General features: G+C 61.7%; 24 protein-coding genes. 10 read left to right on the top strand and 14 right to left on the bottom strand.

What is annotated here, in order from left to right; translation table 11 throughout:
- Positions 1 to 153 precede the first annotated feature (153 nt).
- Entirely contained in the window at positions 154 to 441 is a 288-nt protein-coding gene (locus EIY71_RS28765) for a fructose-bisphosphate aldolase (RefSeq protein WP_134022896.1), read from the bottom strand.
- A 601-nt stretch (positions 442 to 1,042) separates the two neighbouring features.
- On the opposite strand from EIY71_RS28765, the gene EIY71_RS20350 reads away from it, so the two are divergent.
- Both EIY71_RS20350 and EIY71_RS20345 read left to right on the top strand, forming a co-directional pair.
- Positions 1,043 to 1,468 (top strand): hypothetical protein, encoded by a 426-nt coding sequence (locus EIY71_RS20350; RefSeq protein ID WP_102687372.1) that lies wholly within the window; start codon positions 1,043 to 1,045, stop codon positions 1,466 to 1,468.
- A gap of 62 nt (positions 1,469 to 1,530) precedes the next feature.
- Positions 1,531 to 1,944, top strand: coding sequence for a hypothetical protein (locus EIY71_RS20345; protein WP_134022894.1), 414 nt, complete (start codon positions 1,531 to 1,533; stop codon positions 1,942 to 1,944).
- Between the two features lie 69 nt (positions 1,945 to 2,013).
- Here the strand turns inward: EIY71_RS20345 and EIY71_RS20340 are convergent, their stop codons facing one another.
- Positions 2,014 to 2,445, bottom strand: a complete 432-nt coding sequence (locus EIY71_RS20340; RefSeq protein ID WP_085748286.1) for a hypothetical protein — start codon at positions 2,443 to 2,445, stop codon at positions 2,014 to 2,016.
- A gap of 162 nt (positions 2,446 to 2,607) precedes the next feature.
- Between EIY71_RS20340 and EIY71_RS20335 the strand changes: the two genes are divergently transcribed.
- From EIY71_RS20335 to EIY71_RS20325, 3 genes are read left to right on the top strand one after another with little or no spacing between them, the layout of a single operon-like run.
- The gene (locus tag EIY71_RS20335; protein WP_129973892.1) at positions 2,608 to 2,997 is read left to right on the top strand and encodes a hypothetical protein; all 390 of its coding nucleotides are present in this window, start codon (positions 2,608 to 2,610) and stop codon (positions 2,995 to 2,997) included.
- Positions 2,998 to 3,012: 15 nt separating this feature from the next.
- Positions 3,013 to 3,435 (top strand): HD domain-containing protein, encoded by a 423-nt coding sequence (locus tag EIY71_RS20330; protein ID WP_134022892.1) that lies wholly within the window; start codon positions 3,013 to 3,015, stop codon positions 3,433 to 3,435.
- Between the two features lie 39 nt (positions 3,436 to 3,474).
- Positions 3,475 to 4,494 carry an AbrB family transcriptional regulator gene (locus EIY71_RS20325; RefSeq protein ID WP_134022890.1) on the top strand — a complete coding sequence of 340 codons (1,020 nt, stop codon included), beginning with the start codon at positions 3,475 to 3,477 and terminating at the stop codon, positions 4,492 to 4,494.
- Between the two features lie 28 nt (positions 4,495 to 4,522).
- Here the strand turns inward: EIY71_RS20325 and EIY71_RS20320 are convergent, their stop codons facing one another.
- Positions 4,523 to 5,122 (bottom strand): hypothetical protein, encoded by a 600-nt coding sequence (locus tag EIY71_RS20320; RefSeq protein WP_256584355.1) that lies wholly within the window; start codon positions 5,120 to 5,122, stop codon positions 4,523 to 4,525.
- Between the two features lie 177 nt (positions 5,123 to 5,299).
- Here EIY71_RS20320 and EIY71_RS20315 point away from each other — a divergent pair, with 177 nt between their 5' ends.
- Entirely contained in the window at positions 5,300 to 5,740 is a 441-nt protein-coding gene (locus EIY71_RS20315; RefSeq protein ID WP_102717767.1) for a YMGG-like glycine zipper-containing protein, read from the top strand.
- Here the strand turns inward: EIY71_RS20315 and EIY71_RS20310 are convergent.
- Genes EIY71_RS20310 through EIY71_RS20300 form a run of 3 tightly spaced genes read right to left on the bottom strand, consistent with a single transcriptional unit; the run spans position 5,725 to position 9,383 of the window.
- Entirely contained in the window at positions 5,725 to 6,750 is a 1,026-nt protein-coding gene (locus tag EIY71_RS20310) for a DUF2955 domain-containing protein (protein ID WP_134022888.1), read from the bottom strand. The genes EIY71_RS20315 and EIY71_RS20310 overlap by 16 nt on opposite strands.
- A complete protein-coding gene (locus tag EIY71_RS20305) occupies positions 6,740 to 7,837 on the bottom strand; it encodes an HlyD family secretion protein (protein ID WP_108561123.1) in 1,098 nt (365 codons plus the stop codon). The genes EIY71_RS20310 and EIY71_RS20305 overlap by 11 nt, the downstream gene beginning before the upstream one ends.
- Positions 7,830 to 9,383, bottom strand: coding sequence for an efflux transporter outer membrane subunit (locus EIY71_RS20300; protein WP_102717764.1), 1,554 nt, complete (start codon positions 9,381 to 9,383; stop codon positions 7,830 to 7,832). Before EIY71_RS20300 ends, EIY71_RS20305 begins: the two co-directional genes overlap by 8 nt.
- A gap of 129 nt (positions 9,384 to 9,512) precedes the next feature.
- On the opposite strand from EIY71_RS20300, the gene EIY71_RS20295 reads away from it, so the two are divergent.
- Positions 9,513 to 10,028 (top strand): transporter suffix domain-containing protein, encoded by a 516-nt coding sequence (locus EIY71_RS20295; RefSeq protein ID WP_134022886.1) that lies wholly within the window; start codon positions 9,513 to 9,515, stop codon positions 10,026 to 10,028.
- A gap of 268 nt (positions 10,029 to 10,296) precedes the next feature.
- Positions 10,297 to 11,082 (top strand): DeoR/GlpR family DNA-binding transcription regulator, encoded by a 786-nt coding sequence (locus tag EIY71_RS20290; RefSeq protein ID WP_085748295.1) that lies wholly within the window; start codon positions 10,297 to 10,299, stop codon positions 11,080 to 11,082.
- 49 nt (positions 11,083 to 11,131) lie between these two features.
- On the opposite strand, the gene EIY71_RS20285 is transcribed toward EIY71_RS20290, so the two are convergent.
- From EIY71_RS20285 to EIY71_RS20250, 8 genes are all read right to left on the bottom strand, one after another.
- Entirely contained in the window at positions 11,132 to 12,415 is a 1,284-nt protein-coding gene (locus EIY71_RS20285) for an FAD-binding oxidoreductase (RefSeq protein WP_134022884.1), read from the bottom strand.
- A gap of 33 nt (positions 12,416 to 12,448) precedes the next feature.
- A complete protein-coding gene (locus EIY71_RS20280; protein ID WP_102717761.1) occupies positions 12,449 to 13,813 on the bottom strand; it encodes a glutamine synthetase family protein in 1,365 nt (454 codons plus the stop codon).
- A 425-nt stretch (positions 13,814 to 14,238) separates the two neighbouring features.
- A complete protein-coding gene (chrA, locus tag EIY71_RS20275) occupies positions 14,239 to 15,582 on the bottom strand; it encodes a chromate efflux transporter (protein ID WP_134022882.1) in 1,344 nt (447 codons plus the stop codon).
- Between the two features lie 396 nt (positions 15,583 to 15,978).
- On the bottom strand, positions 15,979 to 16,440 hold the full coding sequence (gene moaE, locus EIY71_RS20270) for a molybdopterin synthase catalytic subunit MoaE (protein WP_134022880.1): 462 nt from the start codon (positions 16,438 to 16,440) through the stop codon (positions 15,979 to 15,981).
- A 3-nt stretch (positions 16,441 to 16,443) separates the two neighbouring features.
- The gene (locus EIY71_RS20265) at positions 16,444 to 16,695 is read right to left on the bottom strand and encodes a MoaD/ThiS family protein (protein WP_007957033.1); all 252 of its coding nucleotides are present in this window, start codon (positions 16,693 to 16,695) and stop codon (positions 16,444 to 16,446) included.
- On the bottom strand, positions 16,692 to 17,177 hold the full coding sequence (gene moaC / locus EIY71_RS20260; protein WP_134022878.1) for a cyclic pyranopterin monophosphate synthase MoaC: 486 nt from the start codon (positions 17,175 to 17,177) through the stop codon (positions 16,692 to 16,694). Before moaC ends, EIY71_RS20265 begins: the two co-directional genes overlap by 4 nt.
- Positions 17,174 to 18,016: a formate dehydrogenase accessory sulfurtransferase FdhD gene (fdhD, locus tag EIY71_RS20255; RefSeq protein WP_129973872.1), complete on the bottom strand. Its 843-nt coding sequence runs from the start codon at positions 18,014 to 18,016 to the stop codon at positions 17,174 to 17,176. The genes moaC and fdhD overlap by 4 nt, the downstream gene beginning before the upstream one ends.
- A gap of 252 nt (positions 18,017 to 18,268) precedes the next feature.
- The gene (locus tag EIY71_RS20250; protein ID WP_134022876.1) at positions 18,269 to 19,168 is read right to left on the bottom strand and encodes a LysR family transcriptional regulator; all 900 of its coding nucleotides are present in this window, start codon (positions 19,166 to 19,168) and stop codon (positions 18,269 to 18,271) included.
- Positions 19,169 to 19,466: 298 nt separating this feature from the next.
- Between EIY71_RS20250 and moaB the strand changes: the two genes are divergently transcribed.
- Complete coding sequence (gene moaB, locus EIY71_RS20245) at positions 19,467 to 20,006, top strand: molybdenum cofactor biosynthesis protein B (RefSeq protein WP_039770868.1); 540 nt, start codon at positions 19,467 to 19,469, stop codon at positions 20,004 to 20,006.
- Positions 20,003 to 21,208 (top strand): gephyrin-like molybdotransferase Glp, encoded by a 1,206-nt coding sequence (gene glp / locus EIY71_RS20240; protein ID WP_134022874.1) that lies wholly within the window; start codon positions 20,003 to 20,005, stop codon positions 21,206 to 21,208. Before moaB ends, glp begins: the two co-directional genes overlap by 4 nt.
- Positions 21,209 to 21,249: the final 41 nt, after the last annotated feature.

The raw sequence follows: 21,249 nt of genomic DNA, 5'->3' as shown, positions 1-21,249 counted from the left end.
TTCGAATGCAGGTCTATGCCACAGAATTTCATCACGGCCTCCTACGCAAAAGACTAAGTTCGCACCTTGAATTTTGCGCCACCTCCGTGAGGTGGGGAGGCCGGCCAGATGATTCTCAGATTTATTTATGTGAATCTGTCACCTTCAAATGTTCTACCCAGTAACATCAAACCCTCGTTGCTCTATAACTCGAAACACGTCACTTACGTCTTGCACCATGAGTCTGGCGATGGTGCTGACGGTGTTGATGTCGTGTTCGGCGTGGTCAGGGAGGTGGATGCAGGCTATCAGTTCCAGGTATTTGAGAACTGCGTTGAGACGCTCACTGGCACATGCATGCAAGTCGCGCAATGGTGCATCAGCATCAATGAACAGGACGGGCTGATCGGTGGCGGGGTGGGACATATTCGCGTAATTGCGGAGCGTTTTATCCATCGGCATAAGTAAAGCTTCCTCGTATCCGTGAGAAGAGCTACTACCGTTCGCTGCGAGTCGAAGGGTGGTAGCCATGTGCGGGTTCGCAGACCGAGGATACGAGGAACCCGGCAGATCCGAAGATCTCCCACACACAGCCACCATTGCGTGGTTGTCGGACGCGATTGCGACCGCCACCGTTTTGGGGGGCGTCAGGTTACTACACGTATCGTCAGAGCTGCGAAACCCTATCGCCAAATTCGTTCAGCGACAGACCCACTCTAGGCACCGATCCCCAGCGTCGCAATCAGCCTGTAGGACGCAAAATCACTACGTCTGGCGAGAGAGTTCGTTCCCGTTCGGGGGCGTGACCCATGTAAATCAAGGGCTGCGGCGTATCAGGGGAAAACGACTTGCCAGGTTTCGGCCCTCTTCGCAGCCCCAAAAGAACAAGCTCCCTCACCACGCGGAGTAATTTCCCACGGCGTTTTCAGATCAAAAAATCCATCACGCATTCCTGCCCCGGAACTTTCCTCAAAACCGATGTCAATTTGATGGCGTGTCGCGACGCTCATTCATCGGCTCAAGCAGTGCCAGGCTGGTTCCTGGTCAACCATGGAAGTGTGTGATGAGACTATTACTCGCAATGTTGTTGATGTTCAGCGGCTACAGCTTTGCCAGTTGCGGCAACATTGATGACCACGATCAGCGTGCCTATTGCAATGCAAGGGAGAGCGGCAGCAGTTGCGGCAACATCGATAATCACGATCTACGAGCGGCGTGTAACGCGGAAATGGGGGGCAGTTCCTGCGGCAATATTGACGACCATGACCAGCGTGCCTATTGCAACGCCAAAAAGAGCGGCAGCAGCTGCGGCAACATCGATGATCATGACCTGCGTGCACGGTGCAACGCGGAGCAGGGTGGCAGTTCCTGCGGCAACATCGATGACCATGACCAGCGTGCCTACTGCAATGCCACAACGGGCGGCAGCAGTTGCGGGAACATCGACAATCATGATTTGCGTACGCGGTGTGAGGCCATGAAGCGTTGATCTGGTTTTGATTGCGTCAACCAGTGCCAGGCTGTTTCCCGGCAAGCCCAAGGAAGTTTGAGATGAAACTGTTTCTTGCGATGTTGTTGCTGTTCAGCGGCTACGTTTCCGCCAGTTGCTCCAGCATCAGTGATCACGACAAACGCAGTTACTGCCAGGCCAGGGAGGAAGGCAGCAGCTGTTCTTCCATCGGCGACCACGATTTGCGTTCGGCCTGCGAAGCGGAAAAAGGCAGTTCGTGCTCAAGCATTGGCGACCATGACCAGCGCGCTTATTGCGAAGCCAAAAAGGGCAGCAGTTGTTCTTCCATCGGCGATCACGACCTGCGCGCGGCCTGTGAAGCGGAGAAAGGCAGTTCATGTTCAAGCATTGGTGATCATGACCAGCGGGCGTTTTGTGAAGCGAAGAAGGGCAGTAGTTGTTCGTCAATTGGCGATCATGATCTGCGCAGTCAGTGTGAGGCCATGAAACGCTGAATCCACCCGCCATCTAGAACCAAAAGGGACACCCATCGGTGTCCCTTTTTCATGCGCGCTTGAACGCCGCTATTTCGCCTTCCAATGCCCACCCCCGTTCTCGCAATCAATCCGCGCCTGCGCCAGATGCTCCACGTCGTAGTAATACGTGGTCACTTGCGCGCTGTCCGGAATGTTCAGGGCCTTGGCGTTTTTGTCCTTGCTGGTGGAGTGCGGGTTGGCCAGGGATTCCTGGGTGAGGGTGGCGATACACGAGGCTTGATAGTGGTCGGCGCAGTGTTCGACCTTGGTTTTGCTGCTATTGAGCATGTCCTTGCTTTCGTTGCTGCATGACCAGTCGATGGCGTTGACCGGCATCCCTTCGTATTCGTAGCAGCTGTGCGTCTCGACGGCGGGCACCGAGGGGCTGGAGGAGCGGGTCTTGACGTCGCAGCCCTCGGCCATGACGCAGGTGGGGATGAAGCTGAAGGTGGCGATCAGGAGCAACAGTCGGATGTTCATCGCGGAACTCTCCCATGGCCCCGTGTTTGATCGTGAGCGGGGCGCTTATGGTTTCGAGGTTGGGCGGGCGCGGGAGGTTCCATCAGGATTTTGATTTGCGCCGGGCGCACAGAGTGAGAAACAATCGGACACACCTAGCACCCAAGGATTGGAACAGTGCACATGATTCAAATCGGCAGCCGCAACAACGCCCCCACGCCGCAGCACAAAACCCAGGACATCTACATCTTCAGCATCGACCTGTCCCGCCCGGCAACCCCGTTCTGCTTCGAGCAATCGATTGGCGGCGGGCATGTCGAGCAGGGCGGTGCGCGGTGGTTGGCGCTGGATGAGCTGGATGGCTGGCCCGGCGAATGGCGTGAGCATCTGAAGAAGGCCGGATGCGCCTGGGTGGTCGAGTTGCTGGATGCTCATCCGAGGAAGAGTCAGGCTGATCTGGTCTCGCTGATTCTCCAGCGCTACGCCGAGCCGGCGCAGCCAGCCGGGCGATTGCAGGCGATCGGGCGCTGGTTCAAGCGCCACTTCTATATTGGCGGCCGGTACGGCGTCTGACCCGAGGAAACGCCCATGACTCAGACTCTGGAACGCGCCATCGCCATTGCCGCCACAGCCCACGCGGGGCAGGTGGACAAGGGTGGTGCGCCGTACATTTTGCATCCGCTGAAGGTCATGTTGCGCATGAGCAGCCTGGAAGAGCGCATCGTCGCGGTGCTGCACGATGTGGTCGAGGACTGCGGCATCAGCCTGGAGGATTTGCGCAAGGAAGGCTTCAGCGAATCCGTTTTGTCCGCCATCGAATCGGTGACCAAAGTGCCCGGCGAATCCTACGAGGACTTCGTCGAGCGGGCGGCGCAGAACCCGATCGGGCGGGTGGTGAAACTGGCGGATCTGGAAGAAAACAGCGACCTGTCGCGGATTGCCTCGCCGAGCTGGGAGGATCTGGAGCGGATCGAAAAATATCGGCGGGCGATTGGACGGCTGCGCGCCTGACCTAACTGAAAAGCACCTTGAATAGCCAGGAAGGCGACCATGAAATCCATTCTGTGTTTGTTGATTGCTGCCGGGTTCGGCGCGCTGTTGCAGTTCGAAGGCGTGCCCCACGGTTTGCTGTTGGGCTCGATTCTTGTGACGGCACTGGTCGTCACCCAATTCAAATTCGCGCCGGCGACGCCCTATGGTTTGGGCTACATCCAGGTCACGCTGGGCATTGCCACCGGGTTGATGTTCGAAGCGTGGGACAGTGCGACCGTCTCGACGATGTTGCCGAGCCTCGGCGTGTTGCTGTTGTGTCTGGCGGTGCAGGTCGCGCTGGCCGCGTGGTGGCTGTCGCGCGGGGCAGGGTGGAATCGTACGGATGCCCTGCTGGCCGTGTATCCGGGCGCGTTGGCGGCGGTGTTCGATTTGCTGGAATCGCATCAGGCGTCGAGCAAGGTGATCATCGTGCACTTGATGCGCCTGCTGCTGATCACGGTGCTGGTGAGTTTGCTGATTCCCGGAACGGCGCCGGTTGCCGTGACCGAAGTTGATCCCCTGTCCACGGGCATGGCGCTGACCGTGCTGTCGGTGATCGGTTTGAGCGTGGTGGTCGGGCGTTTGCTGCTCGCCGTTGGCGTGCCGGCGCCGTTCATGTTGACGGCAATCATCATCACCGCCGTGTTCGTGAAATCAGGATGGCTGCAGGGCTTTCATATGCCGGACTGGAGCCTGAATCTGGCGGCGCTGATTCTCGGTGTGCGGATCGGCTCGCGATTCCAAGGGCTCGGCCTCGCGGAGCTGGGACGTCATGGTCGCACGGCTCTGGTATCGGTGGGGTTGATGATTCTGGTCGCGGCGATTTTTGCATTGGCGGCGGCACGGTTGCTGGGCAGCGATGCGTTGTCGCTGTGGCTGGCCTACATGCCGGGGGCCATCGAAACCATCGCGATTGTGGCGTTCGCGGGCGGGCTGAATGTGGTGTTTATCCTGACTCACCATCTGGCGCGAATGGTGGTGTTGCACTTTGCACCGGCGTTGTTGGTACAGGTTCGGCGGGTGCGGGAGGGCGTCTGACCGGGACTTCGATAGCCACCTTCAGGGTTCAACATCCGTCGGCATACATCAGCGCTAACTGTTCAATCCACTCGGTAGGGGCTTGGAATCTTGCAAAGTACGCTTGTTTCTCAGCGTCACCGAGTCGGATGAAATACGGAAGAAAGTAGTTGTCGTTATAGAAACCCTGCGTGCCCTGCATATTGCCGCCCCACCACGAGGCGGGGTAATCGTCGAAGGCAATCCAGGGCGGAGGCACGCAAAAGGTCTGATTTCCAAGGCTACTCAGAAACTCGACGCTGTTGGTCAAGATACGAATGGTCAGCGCGTTGAACTCGGTGGTGGAGGGGAAGTAAATCAACAGCTCCTGCTTCGTGACATCTTCGTATTCAAAAACGGTCAGGTCTTTGAATCTGCGCTCGTCGATCTTTTGGAAATGTGATTCCACCAGTCGCTGAAACTTGCAAAAGTCATCGGCGACCATCAGAAGGGAGCTGTAATAAGCATTGATCCCGGACGCCGCTACAGATACCACCGTCGATAGTTTCGGCAGGCTGGCGCTTGGTAACGGTGAGGCGAATCGGGTCTTGAGCGCTTGCTCGCTGTAACCGGCAAAAAGCTTTCGTCTTGCGGGTTTCACGAAAGCCATGATTCGGCTGAGTAGATTCATCGGGATGGGGGACACAAAGAGATTGGCGTGCCGGGATGGTACCCAACAAGCGGGGTATGAACCATTGATGCGTTCGCCCGGAGTTGTGAACCCCCGTGAACTACACTCCCAGATTACCCCGCCCCCCAGGCAAACCCCGCCGCGTCGGAGGTCATCATGTTCCGCCATTCACTGTTCATCGCAGCGTTCCTGTGTGCCACACAGGCCAGCGCCGAATCCGTCGTCCCGCTCAAGGGCCAGACTTCCCAGCAAACCCAGATCGACATCAACGATTGCCATTCCATCGCGTCCACCTCAACCACGTCGACACCCCAGGCCGGCGGTCGGTTGAAGGGCGCCGCAGTGGGAGCCGCTGCCGGCGCCACCGCCGCCGAAGTGCGCGGCCGTCAACACGACGAGTTCTATGAAGCCGTGGACGATGACCGCAAGCAGGATTACCGCCAGAACCGCGCCAAAGAGACGGCTGCGGCGGGTGCGGTGGTTGGCGGTGCGCGGCAGCGGCAGGATCGGCGCGAGCAGCGGCGGACCGATGCTTCAGCCAGTTCAAGCGCCTACACCGGTTGCCTGCAAGGGCGGGGTTATCAGGTCACGCCCTGACGGCTTTCCCGGTGCGCGACGAGCAGGTGCATCATCACGCCGCTGTAGAGCGTCACCAGAATGAACAAGCCCATGCGCACCGCGAACGCGGTGTAGACGTCCTTGCCCGCTGCGCTGTCTTCAACGGATTGGCCAAGCAGGATGATCATGGTGATCAGAGTGTTGAGCCAGAACCCCGGCGTCAGTTGTGTCGGGTGCAGTCGATAGAGTTTGCGCGCCAGCAACAACCCGAACAGCAGCATCCACAGAAAGAACATCCACAGGTGAACGAACAGACTCAACGCACACCAGAACAGCACCGCCAGCAGTCCGCCGAGCAAGGTCGAGCCGAGCAGTTCGCGCCCGGCATGGTGGGTGCGAGTCGTGGTGCTCTGCTGGCCGAGGCTGACGGCTTTGAGGATGATCGGCAGGTAGCTGGCCGGGTCGATCAGCACCAGCAGGAAGGTCGGCAGCACGATCAGCGTTGCGCGCATCGCTACGCGGGGCACGTCTTCGGCGAGCAGGGCGGGAGCGGGTGGTGGCCCGGGGCTGTTGGCCGGTTCCGGGAACAGGACGTGGCTCAGTCCGACCATGACGACGGCCAGCAACAGGCCTTTGACCAGCGCGCCGATCACCGCCATCGCCAGCTCGAATGAGGCGAAACCGGCGGCAGAAATCATGGTCATGCCGATCACCAGAAACGTCATGATCAGCACGTTGCCGCCGCGCAGTCCGTAGGTGAAAACCAGAAACAGCCCGACACCGATCAGCAGCACGCCGCACACCGGGTAATAACGCAGCAACGGCACCAGCAACAGGCCGAGACTGGTGGTGAACGCGGCGACCAATGTCAGCACCAGCGCCATTTTGACTGGCAACGGCCGGGGCATGCTGGCCAGCAGCAACACCGCGAGCACCGGCGACAGAAACGACAGTGGCAAGCCGAGCCCGTAACTGGCGGCGGTGCACAACGCCGTGCCGTAGGCCAGACGCAAGGCCCGTTGCGCTGGAACGCTGCGTTCAATAGGCATACGACAGCCAACTCATCAGCCAGACAAACACCCGGCCCAGCGGATTGAGCAGATTGCCTTCGCTGGGAAATGCCATGACTTCCGCCTGACCGCCGGCACGAATCGAACGGCTCTCGAACAGGCGCTTTTTCGCCTCTTCGCTGAACTCGATGATCACCGGAAAACGCTGGGCCGGACGCAGCCAGTCGCGGCTGTTCTGGATCGTCGGCAGGGTGCCGGGCGGCGGCGTCTGGCCGACGCTGACGCCATAACCGACGCTGCGCACCCGGCCGTCGAGCACTTCGCCGGGCAGGGCGTCGAGGATGATCGACACCGGTGTGCCGGGCTTGATCCGGCCGAGGTTGTTTTCGGTGAGGTCGGCGCTGACCCACACGTCCTGGATCGTGATCAGCGTCATCACCGGACTGCCGGCAGCGGCGAACTGGCCGACGTCGGTGCGCAGGTCGGTGATCAGACCCGCCGAACGCGCACCAATGCGGGTATTGGCCAGATCGAGTTCGGCCTTGGCTAGCGTGGCGGCGGCGCTGAGCAGCTTGGCGTTGGTGTCGGTGTTGCCGCCTTCCTGCTCCTGCGCGCGCAGCACTTCGGCCCGGGCGGCGGCGACTTGGCTGACGGCGGCCTCGTGGTTGGCGCGGGACACTTCGAGAAGCCGAACCGAAACCGTGCCCGGATCCTCTTTGTACAAGCCTTCAAGCCGCCGATTGTCCTGGCGCGTTTTGAGTTCATTGGCTTGCGCGGCCCGCAACGACGCCTGGGCCGACGCGATGCCGGCGGTGCTGGCGCCGACCGTGCGCCGGGTGTTTTCCAGATCGGCGCGGGCCCGGTCGACGGCGATCTGCAGCGGCTGCGGATCGAGCTCGAAGAGGATGTCGCCGGCCTGCACGTCCTGATTGTTGCGCACGTTGACCTTGATCACCCGGCCCGCGACTTCCGCCGCCACCGGAATCACGAACGCGCCGACCCGCGCCTGCTGCGTGTAGGGCGTAAAACGGTCGGCCAGCAGATACCAGACCAGGCTCAGCACAATCACCAGCAGCACCCAGCGGATGCCTTTTTTCGCCGGATCCGGCGGCGCTTCATCACTCATGGCGGTCTACCTGCGAGGGAATCGGATAGGTCGGTTGGGGCGGCGGGGCGCTCAGCAGATCGCCCCAGTCGGTGCGTTGCTGCATCTGCTGCTGGGTCGCTGAATCAATCTGCGGCCCGGCGCTTTGCCAGCCGCCACCGACGGCGCGGTACAAAGCAATGAGGTTGCTCACGGCGTTGCTGCGGCTGACGAGATAGTTGTCCTGTAGCTCCAGCAACGCACGCTGGGCATCGAGCACCCGCTGAAAGTCCGAATAGCCTTCGCGGTATTGGGTGTTGGCCAGCACCAGCGAACGCCGCGCCGCACCTTCGGCCTCGCCGAGAATGCGCTCGCGTTCCAGCGCTTTGGTCAGGCCGCTGGCGGCGTCGTCGGCCTCGCGGGCAGCCTGGCGGACTTTGTCGCGATAGGCTTCGATCAGTTGCTGCAAGCGCGCGTCCTGCACACGGATGTTGTTGTGGATGCGGCCGTAGTCGAACAGGTTCCAGCGCAGGCTCGGGCCGCCGATCAGGTCGAAGCTGCGCGGGGTGGCGCCGAGGGTGTCGCTGGACCAGACGATGCTGCCGAGCAGAGTCAGCGAGGGGTACAGATCGGTTTCCGCCACGCCGACCAGCGCCGATTGCGCGGCCACGTTCAGCTCCGCCGCGCGCACATCGGGACGGCGCAGCAGCAGGTTGGCCGGGACGTCCTGCAACACGGCGCGATCCACCAGCGGAATCAGCCCCGGCTGTTCCGCCAGAAACGCCGCGCCACCGGGCGGCTGGCCGACCAACACCGCCAGCGCATTGCGGGTGCGCAGCAACTGATCTTCGAACGCCGGAATGCTGCTCAGGGTGCCGAGGTATTGGGTTCTGGCTTGTTGCAAATCGAGTTCGGCGGTCTGGCCGCTGCGAAAGAGCTTTTCGGTGATCTCGAAGTTGCGCTTTTGCTGGGCGGCGTTTTCCCGGGCGACCCGTAGCCGGGCTTCGGTGGTGCGCAGGGCAAAGTAGGTGTCAGCCACTTGAGCGCGTAATAGAACGAGGGCGTCTTCGTAGTTGGCTTGGGCGGCGAAGTAGCTGGCGTCGGCGGACTCGATGGCACGGCTGAAGCGCCCCCAGAAATCCAGTTCCCAGCCGACATCGAACGCGGCGCTGTGCTGCCAGAAGTGCAAGTCCTGCGGATTGCTGCCGCCGGACTGGTGGCGGTCGATGTACAGGCTGTCGGCGCTGGCCTGTTGCAGTTGCGGGTAGCGACCGCTGTCGGCGATGCCCAGTTGCGCACGGGCTTCGAGCACCCGCAGGCCGGCGATTTTCAGGCTGCTGTTGCGGGCTTCGGCGTCGCTGATCAAACGGTCGAGGATCGGGTCGGCAAACACCTGCCACCACTGGCGCAGATCCGGCACGGTGCCGCGTTCGCTGGCCTGCTCCAGTGCCGGGCTTTGCCACTGCTTGCTCCAGGCTTCGGCCGGTGGCTGGAAATCCGGGCCCAGCCGCAGGCAGCCGCCAAGGCTCAGCGCACCGAGCAGCAGCAGGTGGCCGGGACGGATCAGCAGGGCTGGCGTTGCAGGCATACCGGGAGGCCCCAGCGGGAAATGTCACTGGAGCATAGACCGCAGATTGCGGGTTGATCGAAGCAATCAGCTGCTACGCTTTTTCAGGCGAACTCCCCTGAACCGCCCCCGACGAAAAGGTAGGAAGCCATGGACACTGCTCAAGAACCGCTTGTCCCCACCAGCGCCAGCTGGCGTTTCAAGGTCGGCGTGGCAATCATCTGCCTGATGCTCGGTTCATGGCTGATGGTGCCGATTGCCGCCGCCCTCGACGTGCCGGGCTCGAAAGTCGCGGCGCTGACCGGGGTGCTGTTCATCAGCAATAAAGTGCTGTTGCTGCTGGTGATCGCGGTGATGGGCAAGGCCGGGTTCGCCGAACTCAAGCGCACGATCGGCCACTATATTTCCGGCGTGATTCCGACCCCGGTGGCCGAAGTCAGCCCGCTGCGCCACAAGATCGGCGTGGTGATGTTCTGCCTGCCGCTGCTGTCGTCCTTCCTGGAACCGTATTTCGATAACTTCTTTCCGGGCGTGCGGCCCAACCTCTGGCAGTTGCAGGCGCTCGGCGACTTGATGTTCATCGGCAGCTTCTTCGTGCTGGGCGGCAATTTCTGGGACAAGGTGCATGCGCTGTTCGTGCGCAAGGCGCGGGTGGTGGCGGAATGACCGCCAACTGAGCACTGACTTCGATCAGGCGTGCCCGAGCGCGATGGCAAACGATACGACGACCATGCAGGCAAAAGCGAAATTGAGGTTCATGGGGTGTTCATCCTGGTCCTTTTGAAAGTGGGGCCATTCTGCCGGGGGCGGGTCAAAAGAAAAAATTCGGCTTCGTGATTCCAATGATCGAAGCCGTTGATACCTGCGTTGTGTTTACCGACCGGCTTGGCTAATCTCGCCAAACCTGCAACGACAAGCACAAACAGGCAAAACCATGCACGATCATTCCGCATCCGAGCTTCCCTCCCTGCGCCGGCAGAAAATCCTTCTGATCCTCGAACGTGACGGCAAGGTCATGGCGTCCGAGTTGAGCCAGCATTTTGCGGTGTCCGAAGACACCATCCGCCGCGATCTCGCCGAGCTGGACAACGCCGGACTGGTGCAGCGAGTGCACGGCGGCGCGCTGCCGAGGCCCAAGGACACTGGCAAGGATTACTTCACCCGGCTGGACGAGATCGACGAGGTGAAGATTCGTCTGGCGCAATTGGCGGCGCAGCAGATTCGGAATGGGCAAACGGTGATGTTCGACTCTGGTTCCACCTCGTTGCAGGTGGCGCGCTCGTTGCCCAGGGACATCAGCCTCACGGCGGTCACGGCGTCACCGATGACGGCGATCGCGCTATCCGAATACCCGGGCATCAAGGTGATTCTGGCGGGCGGGCAGCTCAATCCGAAAACCATGGCCGCCGGCGGTCACGAGGCGCTGCGGCTGCTGTCGGGGATCAAGGCGGATCTGGCGATCACCGGGGTCTGCGCGATTCATCCGGAGGTGGGCATCACCTCGCTGCATTTCGATGAGGTGCCGGTCAAGCAGGCGCTGCTCGACTGTGCGGCGCGGGTGATTGCCGTGACCACGGCGGACAAGCTCGGCGCGGTGGAGCCGTTTGTGGTGGCGCCGTGCGAGCGCTTGCACACGCTGATCACCGAACGGCATGTGGCGTCGGGGAGTGTCGAGGATTATCGGCGGTTGGGGATTGAGGTGGAGCAGTTGCCCGACTGAGGATTTGTGGCAAAAAAAGGCCCCATCACTGGCGATGGGGCCTGTTCGATCAGCGCAGTTTTTCCAGCATCTGGTAGTACCACATGCCGGCCGCGAGCATCGGATTACCCAGCAGATCGCCCATTGGCACGCGAATGTGCGTGCACGCGGCAAACGTGTCGAACTGCTGCATCTGCCCGGTGATCGCGCGGCTCATGATCTCGCCCATGATGTGGGTCGTGGCGATGCCGTGGCCGGAGTAGCCCTGGCAATACCAGACGTTGTCCGAAAGCTTGCCCAGTTGCGGGATGCGGTTGATGACGATGCCCATCGCGCAGCTCCACTGGTAATCGATCTTCACCCCTTTGAGCGCCGGGAAGGTCTGTTCGATGCACGGCCGCAGTTCGCCGGCGATGTCCCGTGAATCCTTGCCGCTGTAGTTGGCGCCGCCGCCGAACAGCAGGCGGCCGTCGGCGGTGAGGCGGTAGTAATCGAGGACGAAGCGGCAGTCGTAAACGGCGAGGTCTTCAGGGTTGATCTGCTTGGCCAGATCCCCCAGCGGTTCGGTGGTGACGATGCCGCCCATGGCCGGGAAGATTTTGCCCTTGAGTTGGCCTGGTTCGAGTTTGTGATAGACGTCGCCCGCCAGTAGCACCTGATTGGCGTCGATCTGGCCGTGTGCGGTGCGTACGCCAGGGCTGTCGCCGTGAATGATCTCCAGCACTTCACTGTTTTCGAAGATCAGCGCGCCGAGGCTTTCCGCCGCCCGCGCTTCGCCGATGCACAGGTTGAGTGGGTGCAAATGCATGTTGCGGGTGTTCTTGATTGCGCCGTGGTAGAGATCGCTTTGCAACAGGTCGCGCACCTGGCTGCGGTCGAGCAGGCTGACTTCATCACCCATGCCGCGACGCACGGCTTCGTCGTAGTCGCTGCGCAAACCGGCCATGTGGCTCGGCTTGTACGCGGCGTGCAAGTGGCCGTGCTTGAGGTCGCAATCGATGGCGTATTTCTCGACCCGCTGCTTGATGATTTCGTGGCCGCGCCAGCGCAGGTGCCAGATGAAATCATCGACCTCATCGCCCAAGGTGTTGCGCATCTGTTTGCGCATCGCACCGTCGCCGGACAGGCTGCCGGTGACCTGCCCACCATTGCGCCCGGTGGCGCCCCAGCCGATCTTGTGGCTTTCGACGATGGCGACTTTCAGGCCTTTTTCGGCGAGTTCCACGGCGGTGGCGACACCGGTGAAACCGCCGCCGATGATCACCACATCGACCTTGTGCCGGCCTTGCAGGGTCGGGTAGTCGGTGTCGCGGTTGAGGGTCGCGGTGTAGTAGGAATTGCTGCGTTCAGTCATTTCAGTATCCAAGGCAAAAAGAGGAAAAAAGGATCAGGCTTCGGTCAAATACCAGCGCCAGTCCTGCTCACCCACTTCGGCCATGAACTGCCGGTATTCCGCACGTTTTACCGCCAGATACACCCCGAGGAATTCCTGCCCCAGCGCGTCCCGCGCCCACACCGAATTTTCCAGTGCTGTGAGCGACGTCAGCCAGTCGGTCGGCAGCAATTCTTTCGCCTGCGCGTAACCGTTGCCTTCCACCGGCTCACCCGGATCGATGTCTTCTTTTATCCCGCGATGAATGCCCGCCAGGATCGCCGCCGCTGCCAGATACGGGTTGGCATCGGCGCCGCAGATGCGGTGTTCGATGTGTCGGGTGTTGGCCGGGCCGCCCGGAACGCGCAGGCTGACGGTGCGGTTGTCGACGCCCCAGGTCGGTGCCAGAGGCGCGTAGCTGTTGGCCTGAAAACGCCGGTAGGAGTTGGCGTTCGGGCAGAACAGCAGCAGCGAATCGAGCAACGAGGCGAGCATCCCGCCAATCGCCGTGCGCAGCAGCGGGGTGCCTGCCGGATCTTCGGAGGCAAACAGATTGCGCCCCTCGGCATCGGCGAGACTGACGTGCATGTGCATGCCGGTGCCAGCCAGGTGATCGAACGGCTTGGCCATGAACGTCGCCTGCATCCCGTGCTTGTGCGCCACGGCTTTGACCAGTCGTTTGTAGCGCACGGCCTGGTCCATCGCCTCCAGTGCATCGCCGTGTTCGAGGGTAATTTCCACCTGGCCCGGCGCGTATTCCGAGATCGCCGTGCGCGCCGGAATGCCGTGCAGCTTGCAGGCGCTGTAGAGGTCGGCGAGGAACGGTTCGATCTGCTCCAGCTCACGCAACCCGTAGACCTGCGTGTGTCTCGGTCGACCACCGTCGGCATCCAGCGCCGGTTGCGGGCGACCGTTGTGATCGCGTTTGGCGTCGAGCAGATAGAACTCCAGCTCGCAGGCCATTACCGGGTGGTATCCCTCGGCTTTCAAACGGTCGATGACCTTGATCAACAGGTGACGCGGGTCGGCAATGCTCGCCGGCATGCCTTGTTCCGGGTGCATGCTGACCTGCACTGCAGCGGTCGGAATCTGCCGCCACGGCAAGCGCACCAGACTGCCTTCCAGCGGGTAGGCGCGGCAGTCGATATCGCCGACGTCCCACACCAGACCGGAGTTTTCCACGTCTTCGCCGTGCACCGTCAGGCCGAGAATGGTGCTTGGCAGCGGGCGTCCGCTTTCGTATACGGCGAGCAGTTCTTCGCGGTGCAACAGCTTGCCGCGCGGCACGCCGTTGGCGTCGAGGATGAACAGCTCGATCATGTCGATGTCGGGGTTCTGCTCAAGAAAGTTACGAGCGTCTTCAATGGCTGCGAATTTCATAATCAATCACTCACGATGGCGCCGCACAGGCGCGCAGATTCGGGCCGGACGCAGCTCGGCAAAAGGCGCGGGCGTCCTGGCAGGGATATCGAAAAAAGAGGGGGAGCTGTCGCGATTTTTTACCGGCGCGATCAGACGGGCAGGCAGATATCCGGCGGGCGTGCGGAGTGACGCAGCTTGGAACGGCTCAGGGCCATGGGGAGATTGACGATGCGATTCATGCGCGGCCCCTGTGAAGGAGGGCGCACAGTGCAGAGACGTTCAACGATTCTGATTGTTGGAGTGACGTGCTCATGACGCGTGTTTCCGTTGGCGGAAAACGTCGGCGGCGGGAGAGTCCCGCCCTGCCGGTGTGGCTGGATAGTAAGGGGGAATCCCCGGATAAGTAAACGCCTGATTCCGCGAGCGGTGGCGTGCCCCCCGGTTCAGCGCAGCAGGTAAAACCCCAGCCCGACGAGGGCGCAAACGATCAACACCTCGATCACGCCGCGCTTGAAAAAGAACAGGGCGACGGCGGCAGCCAGGGCCAGCAGGATCGAGAAAACGTCCGGTTGCCCGGCGAATCCATTGGGCCAGAACACGTGCCAAGCAAAGAAACACGCCAGATTGAGGATCACCCCGACCACCGCTGCCGTGATCGCGGTCAGTGGCGCAGTGAATTTCAGTTCGTTGTGCGTCGACTCCACCAACGGGCCGCCAGCGAGGATGAACAGGAACGAGGGCAGAAAGGTGAACCAGGTCACCAGCGTCGCGGCCAGCGCGCCGGCGGCGAACGCATGTTCCGGGCCGAATGTCGGTTGCACATAGGCCCCGACGAACCCGACAAACGCCACCACCATGATCAGCGGCCCCGGCGTGGTTTCGCCCAAGGCCAGGCCGTCGATCATCTGCGTTGGCGTCAGCCAGCCGTAATGTCCGACCGCGCCCTGATACACGTAAGGCAGCACAGCGTAAGCGCCGCCGAAGGTGAGCAGCGCCGCTTTGGTGAAGAACCAGCCCATCTGCGTGAAGGTGCCGTCCCAACCGAACAACGCGGTCAGCAACGCCATCGGCAGGCACCACAGCAACGCGCCGATCAGCAGCAGACGCAGCAGCCTCGGCAGGCTGAACCGTGCATGTTCGGGCGGCGGAGTGTCGTCATCGATCAGCGCCGGGCCGAAGGATTTTTCGCCGCCGCGATGGCCGCCGTTGCTGAACCGCTGTGGCGCCCAGCGTCCGCCGAAATAGCCGATCAATGCCGCGCCGAGCACGATCAGCGGGAACGGTACGTTGAAGGCAAAAATCGCCACGAACGCTGCCCCGGCGATCGCCCACAGCCAGCTGTTCTTCAAGGCTCGGGAGCCGATGCGATGGGCCGCGTGCAGCACAATTGCGGTCACCGCCGGTTTGATTCCGTAAAACACTCCGGCCACCGCTGGCACGTCGCCGAACGCGATGTAGACCCACGACAGAGCGATCAGAATCAGCAGCGAAGGCAATACAAACAGCACTCCGGCCAATATGCCGCCAGGGGTTCGGTGCAGCAGCCAGCCGATGTAAGTCGCCAGTTGTTGGGCCTCGGGGCCTGGCAGCAACATGCAGTAGTTGAGCGCATGCAGGAAACGTCGCTCCGAGATCCAGCGCCGGCGCTCCACCAGTTCCTGATGCATGATCGCGATCTGCCCGGCGGGCCCGCCGAAGCCGATGCAGCCGAGTTTGAGCCAGAACGGCCAGGCCTGGCGCAGGGTGATGGGTTGAGGACGGGGCAAGTCTTTTGGCGTTTGGCTCAAGTGTGGCTCCCGAGTTGAGTTGTGGTGGAGCGGCTATCTAATCAGGCTTTTGTTAAGGAGTGGTATCGAGATTGCAGCCCTCACCCCAGCCCTCTCCCGGAGGGAGAGGGGGCCGACCGAGGTCTCTTGCGTCATACATCGACCTGAAGAATCGAGTCGATTATGGATTCAGCACACCGCCCTCAGACCGGCATCCGGATTCAACACTATGCGTTCAGTTCAGTTCAGTATTCGGATTCGGCAAACTGCCCTCAGACTGGCATTCGGATCCAGTCCTATGCGTTCAGACCGGCATCCGGATTCAACGCTATAGGTTCAGGTCGGCGTAGTACTGCAATATCCCCGGGTCGGTTCCCTCTCCCTCTGGGAGAGGGCTAGGGTGAGGGCTTTCGGTCTTCAGGCATGCGCCAGACTCCAGCGAACCGCCGCATTCTGATCACTCTCCCGCGCCTCGACCCAATGCGAACCCTCCTGCGTAGTCTCACGCTTCCAGAACGGCGCCCGCGTTTTCAGCACATCCATGATGAACGCGCAGGCCTCGAACGCCGCATGCCGATGCTTGCTGCAGACGCCAACAAACACGATCGGCTCGCTCACCGACAGCGCGCCGACCCGATGCACGATCTCCACCGCCATCAGCGGCCACCGCTCGCGAGCCTGTTCGGCTATCTGCTCCAGAGCCTTCTCGGTCATGCCCGGATAATGCTCCAGAAACAGCTCGGTCACCGACTGCCCGACGTTCAGATCCCGCACATAACCAATGAAGTTCACCACCGCGCCCACCCGTGGATTGCGCGCATGCAGGTCGGCAATCAACTGACCGGCATCGAAGCCTTTACGCTGGACTCGAACACCCATGCTTCAGCCCCCCGTAACTGGCGGGAAAAACGCGATCTCGTCGAAATCCTCGATCGCCTGATCCGGCTGACACAGCTCCTGATTCACCGCGCACATCAGGTTGCCGGCGCCGAGCACTTCACGCCACACATCGCCACGTTGCATCAGCATCTGCCGCACGTCTTCAACACAAGCGAGGGTGTCGCTGGCCGGAATCTTTTCACCGCCCAGATTGAGCCGGTCACGGTAGCTGGCGAAGTAGTTGATCAGAATCATTGCGGGTTCTCCCATTGAAAGTGGCCGGAGCGGCCGCCCTGTTTGCTCAGCAGGCGGATGTCGCCGATCACCATCGCCCGGTCCACCGCCTTGCACATGTCGTAGATAGTCAGCGCGGCGACGCTGGCGGCGGTCAGGGCTTCGAGTTCGACGCCGGTCTGGCCGGTGAGGCGGCAGGTGCTGGTGATTTGCACGCGGTCCGGCTCGCAGGCCTTGAGCTCGACGTGGATCGAACTGAGCAGCAGCGCATGACACAGCGGAATCAACTCGTGGGTGCGCTTGGCGGCCTGAATCCCGGCGATCCGCGCCACGGCGAACACATCGCCCTTGGGGTGGCCGTTGGACTGGATCATTTGCAGGGTTTCCGGGCGCATCTGCACCCAGGCCTGGGCGGTGGCTTCACGGCGGGTCGCGGTTTTGTCGCTGACGTCAACCATGTTGGCGCGGCCCTGATCGTCGAGGTGGGTGAGGGTGTTGCTCATGGGGTTTGCTCCTGGATCGGGCTGTAGATTCGCGGGGCATTGCGGTGCGGGACGTGGATCAGGTTCAGGCGGTGCTTGAGCGCCCAGCGCACGGTCAGCGCGGTGGGGGCGGACAGGCTGACGAGGGTGCCGAGGCGGGCGCGCACGGCTTTGTGGATCAGTTCGAGGCTGCAACGGCTGGTGACCACGACGAAACCCTGACGCGCATCGAGGCCTTCGAACTGCAGTGCGCCGATCAGCTTGTCGAGGGCGTTGTGGCGGCCGATGTCTTCGCGGCACAGCAGTGCTTCGCCGTCGGCGTCGAAGTACAACGCCGCGTGCAGGGCGCCGCTGCTGCGGGCCAGTTGCTGGGCCTGTTCGATGCGCTGGCGGATACCTTCGAAATGCGCGGCGGGTGGCAGCGGCGTCGGGGTCAGGATCTCCAGTTGCGGCAGCGCCTGCTCAAGGGCTTCCACGCCGCAGAGGCCGCAACCGCTGGTGCCCGCCATCTGCCGCCGGTGATCTTTCAGAGCCCAGAACGCACGGCTGGAAATCTGCACGTCGGCTTGGCAGGCCTGGTCGAAATGGGTCAGGCGGATGTCGTGGATATCGTCGAGGCGGTCGACGATGGCGTTGCTCAGGCTGAAGCCGCGAATGAAGTCCTCGATGTTGCCTGGCGAGACCATCATCACGGCTTGATTCAGTCCGTTGTAGCTGATGGCCAGGGCGATTTCCGCCGCCAGCTTCGCGTGGGACACCGGCGCGTCGTCGAGGTATTCGCGGTAGGCCACTTGCGCCGGTTGTGGCGCGGGGGCGTTGGCGTCGCCCGGTTCGATGAGTTGTTCAACTTGGCACAGCATCCTGAAAATCTCCGAAGCGCTGAAGTGGGTTCAGGCTACGGGGCAGGGAAAAGTGCGTCCAATCGCTTGTTCCGATGCAGTGATTGGATTGGTCGATGACCGCTTTCAGGCCGAGAATAGGTGTTGACTGATAAGGCCTCATCGCTGGCAAGCCAGCTCCCACAAGGTTTCGTGTCAAACACAGAATTTGTGACTAACTCAATCACTGTGGGAGCTGGCTTGCCAGCGATGGCGGCCTGACATTCAACACATTTATTCGGCTGGCGCCTCGATTCCGAACATCTTGCGCGCCTCGGCAAAACACTTCTCGGCAATCGCCGAGCGCGGTTCGGTCTTGCGCATCACCAGCCCCAGCGGCGCGAGCACGCTGGCATCCGGCAGGTTGATGAAGGCCAGGTGCTCGATCGGCTCTTCCAGGCCGCTGTCCAGCGGCATGATCGAGCAACAGAAGCCCTGGTGAATCGCCTGCAGCAGTTGGTAGGTCGAGTCGCTTTCCAGGATCGGCTGCGGATTCAACCCGCGACTGCGGAAACTCAGGTCGATGGATTTGCGGTAGTGCATGCCAGTGGTGATCATCCCCAGCGGCAGTTCGGCGGCGTCTTCCCAGCTCATTTCCGGGCCTTCGAACTGGAAGTGACGGGTGTCGTAGAGCAGGCCGACGCGGGTCTCGCCGATCTCGAAAAACTCGAAATAGTTCGGGTTGACGTGGTCCAGATAACACACGCCCAGGTCCAGCTGATTGTTACCCAGACCTTCGATGATCTCGTCCGAACTCAGCGACGACAGGCTGTATTTCAGCTCCGGGTAAGTCCCGGACAAACCCTGAATGTAATTCACCGGGTTGAAGTTGCTCAGCGGCACCAGCCCCAGGCGCAGGCTACCGACCAGTTGCCCGCGGCAGGCTGCAGCTTCTGCAAACAGCCCGTCGTGGGCCGCCAGCAACGTGCGGGCCCAGGCCAATACGCGCTCGCCGGCCTGGGTGAACCCTTCGAAGCGCTGGCCGCGATTGACCAGCACCAGATCCAGCTCGTCTTCCAGATTGCGCAGGCGCATCGACAGGGTCGGCTGGGTGATGTGACAGCGCGCGGCGGCCTGGCCGAAGTGGCGGGTTTCGTCCAGCGCGATCAGAAACTTGAGTTGTTTGATGTCCACGACGGCACCTGCTCGATTGAGAATTTTGATTGAGTATTGACGCAGATGCGTACGGCGCACGGAAAGCGCAGGGATCGACGATCCCACTGATGGTTTTTTTCGTCCAATCGGCAGTGTCTAAGAGCCTATCGAGGATTTCGATGACGCCCGGTTTCATTGGGCCGGACAGTGGTCGAGGGGCTGAAAAAAATCACCGATAGAGCAGGTCGATAGTGTGGTTGGCCAGAGTGATTAGACAGTCCTCGCAGGCGGCACTTAGGCTCGTCACCCATTGAATTGACGACGGCCGGAGAGTGCCATGAGTGTGAAATCGGATGCCTTGTTCGTTCCCCTGAATATTGCCGTGCTGACGGTCAGCGATACCCGCGATTACGCCAGCGACACCTCCGGCCAGTTGCTGGTCAGCCGCCTGCTGGAGGCCGGCCACACCTTGAGCGAACGCAACCTGCTCAAGGACGACCTGTACAAGATCCGCGCCCAGGTCGCGCAGTGGATCGCCGACGACGGCATTCAAGTGGTGCTGATCACCGGTGGCACCGGTTTCACCGGGCGTGACAGCACCCCGGAAGCCGTGGCCTGCCTGCTGGACAAGCAGATCGACGGTTTCGGTGAACTGTTCCGCGCCATCTCGATTCTCGACATCGGCACCTCGACCGTACAAAGCCGTGCGCTGGCCGGCCTGTCCAACGGCACGCTGGTGTGCTGCCTGCCGGGTTCCACCGGCGCTTGCCGCACCGCGTGGGAAGGCATCCTCGCCGAACAACTGGATAACCGTCATCGCCCGTGCAACTTCGTTCCGCACCTCAAACCGGTGCAAGCCTGCGGGCCGCGCGGATGAGCAAGCCGGGTTTGATGCCGGTCGAGGACGCCCTTGACCAACTGTTGGCGATGGCTGATGAACAACGTCTGCCGGACAGCGAATCGGTGCCGCTCAATGAAGCGCGCGGACGCGTGCTGGCGAGCGATCTGGTCGCCACCCTCGATCTGCCGCCGTGGCCGAACAGCGCCATGGACGGTTACGCCTTCAACCTTGCCGACCTGCATCGCCAGCCGTTGAGCGTGTCGCAACGGGTCTATGCCGGGATGGCGCCGGACGCCTTGCTATCCGGCACCTGCGCAAGGATTTTCACCGGTGCGCCGTTGCCCATGGGCGCCAATTGCGTGGAGATGCAGGAAAACGTTGAGGTGCTTGAAGACGGCCGCGTCCGTTTCCTGCAACCGCTGAAGGTCGGGCAGAACATCCGCGCCCAGGGCCAGGAAAACCGCGTCGGCGACACCTTGCTGCGCGCCGGCAAACGCCTCGGCCCGTTCGAACTGGCCGTCGCCGCAGGGCAGGGCATGACCCATTTGCCGGTGGTGCGTCGTCCGCGCGTGGCGTTGCTCTCGACCGGGGATGAACTGGTGGAACCAGGGCAACCGCTGCGCCCCGGCAGCATTTACAACAGCAACCGCACTTTGCTCGATCACTGGTTGCGCGAACTGGGTTGCGAAGTGATCGACGCCGGCATTCTGCCCGATCGCCCGGCGCAGACCCGGCTCAAACTCGAGCAACTGCAAGTGGCAGCCGATCTGATTCTGACTACGGGCGGCGTGTCTGCCGGTGATGCCGACTGCCTCGGTCAGGTGCTGCGCGACAACGGCAAACCGCTGCTGTGGAAACTCGCGATCAAACCCGGTAAACCGCTGACGGTCGGGCATTTTGGCTCGGTGCCGGTGATCGGCCTGCCGGGCAATCCGACCTCGGCGCTGGTGACCTTCGGCCTGCTGGCGCGCCCGTACCTGCTGCGCATTCAAGGCGTGGAAGAGGTGATGCCGCTGAGCTTCACGGTCAACGCCGGCTTCGATTGGCCGAAACCTGGCAGCCGTCGGGAGTATCTGCGGGTACGTCTGGAGGGCGGGCAGGCGGCGCTGTATCCGAACCAGAGTTCCGGGGTTCTGCTCGGCGCGACCTGGGCCGATGGACTGGTGGAAATCCCCGAGAACAGCACCTTGCAGATTGGCGACCCGCTGCGTTTCATTCCGTTCAGCGAGCTGTTCTGAGCGCGATTAAAAGGTGCAAACCGCTTGCCGGGAAACTGTCG

This window comes from Pseudomonas sp. CH235 (assembly GCF_004368175.1).
Lineage (GTDB): Bacteria > Pseudomonadota > Gammaproteobacteria > Pseudomonadales > Pseudomonadaceae > Aquipseudomonas > Aquipseudomonas paraglycinae.
This window is presented reverse-complemented; position numbering and strand designations above follow the sequence as displayed.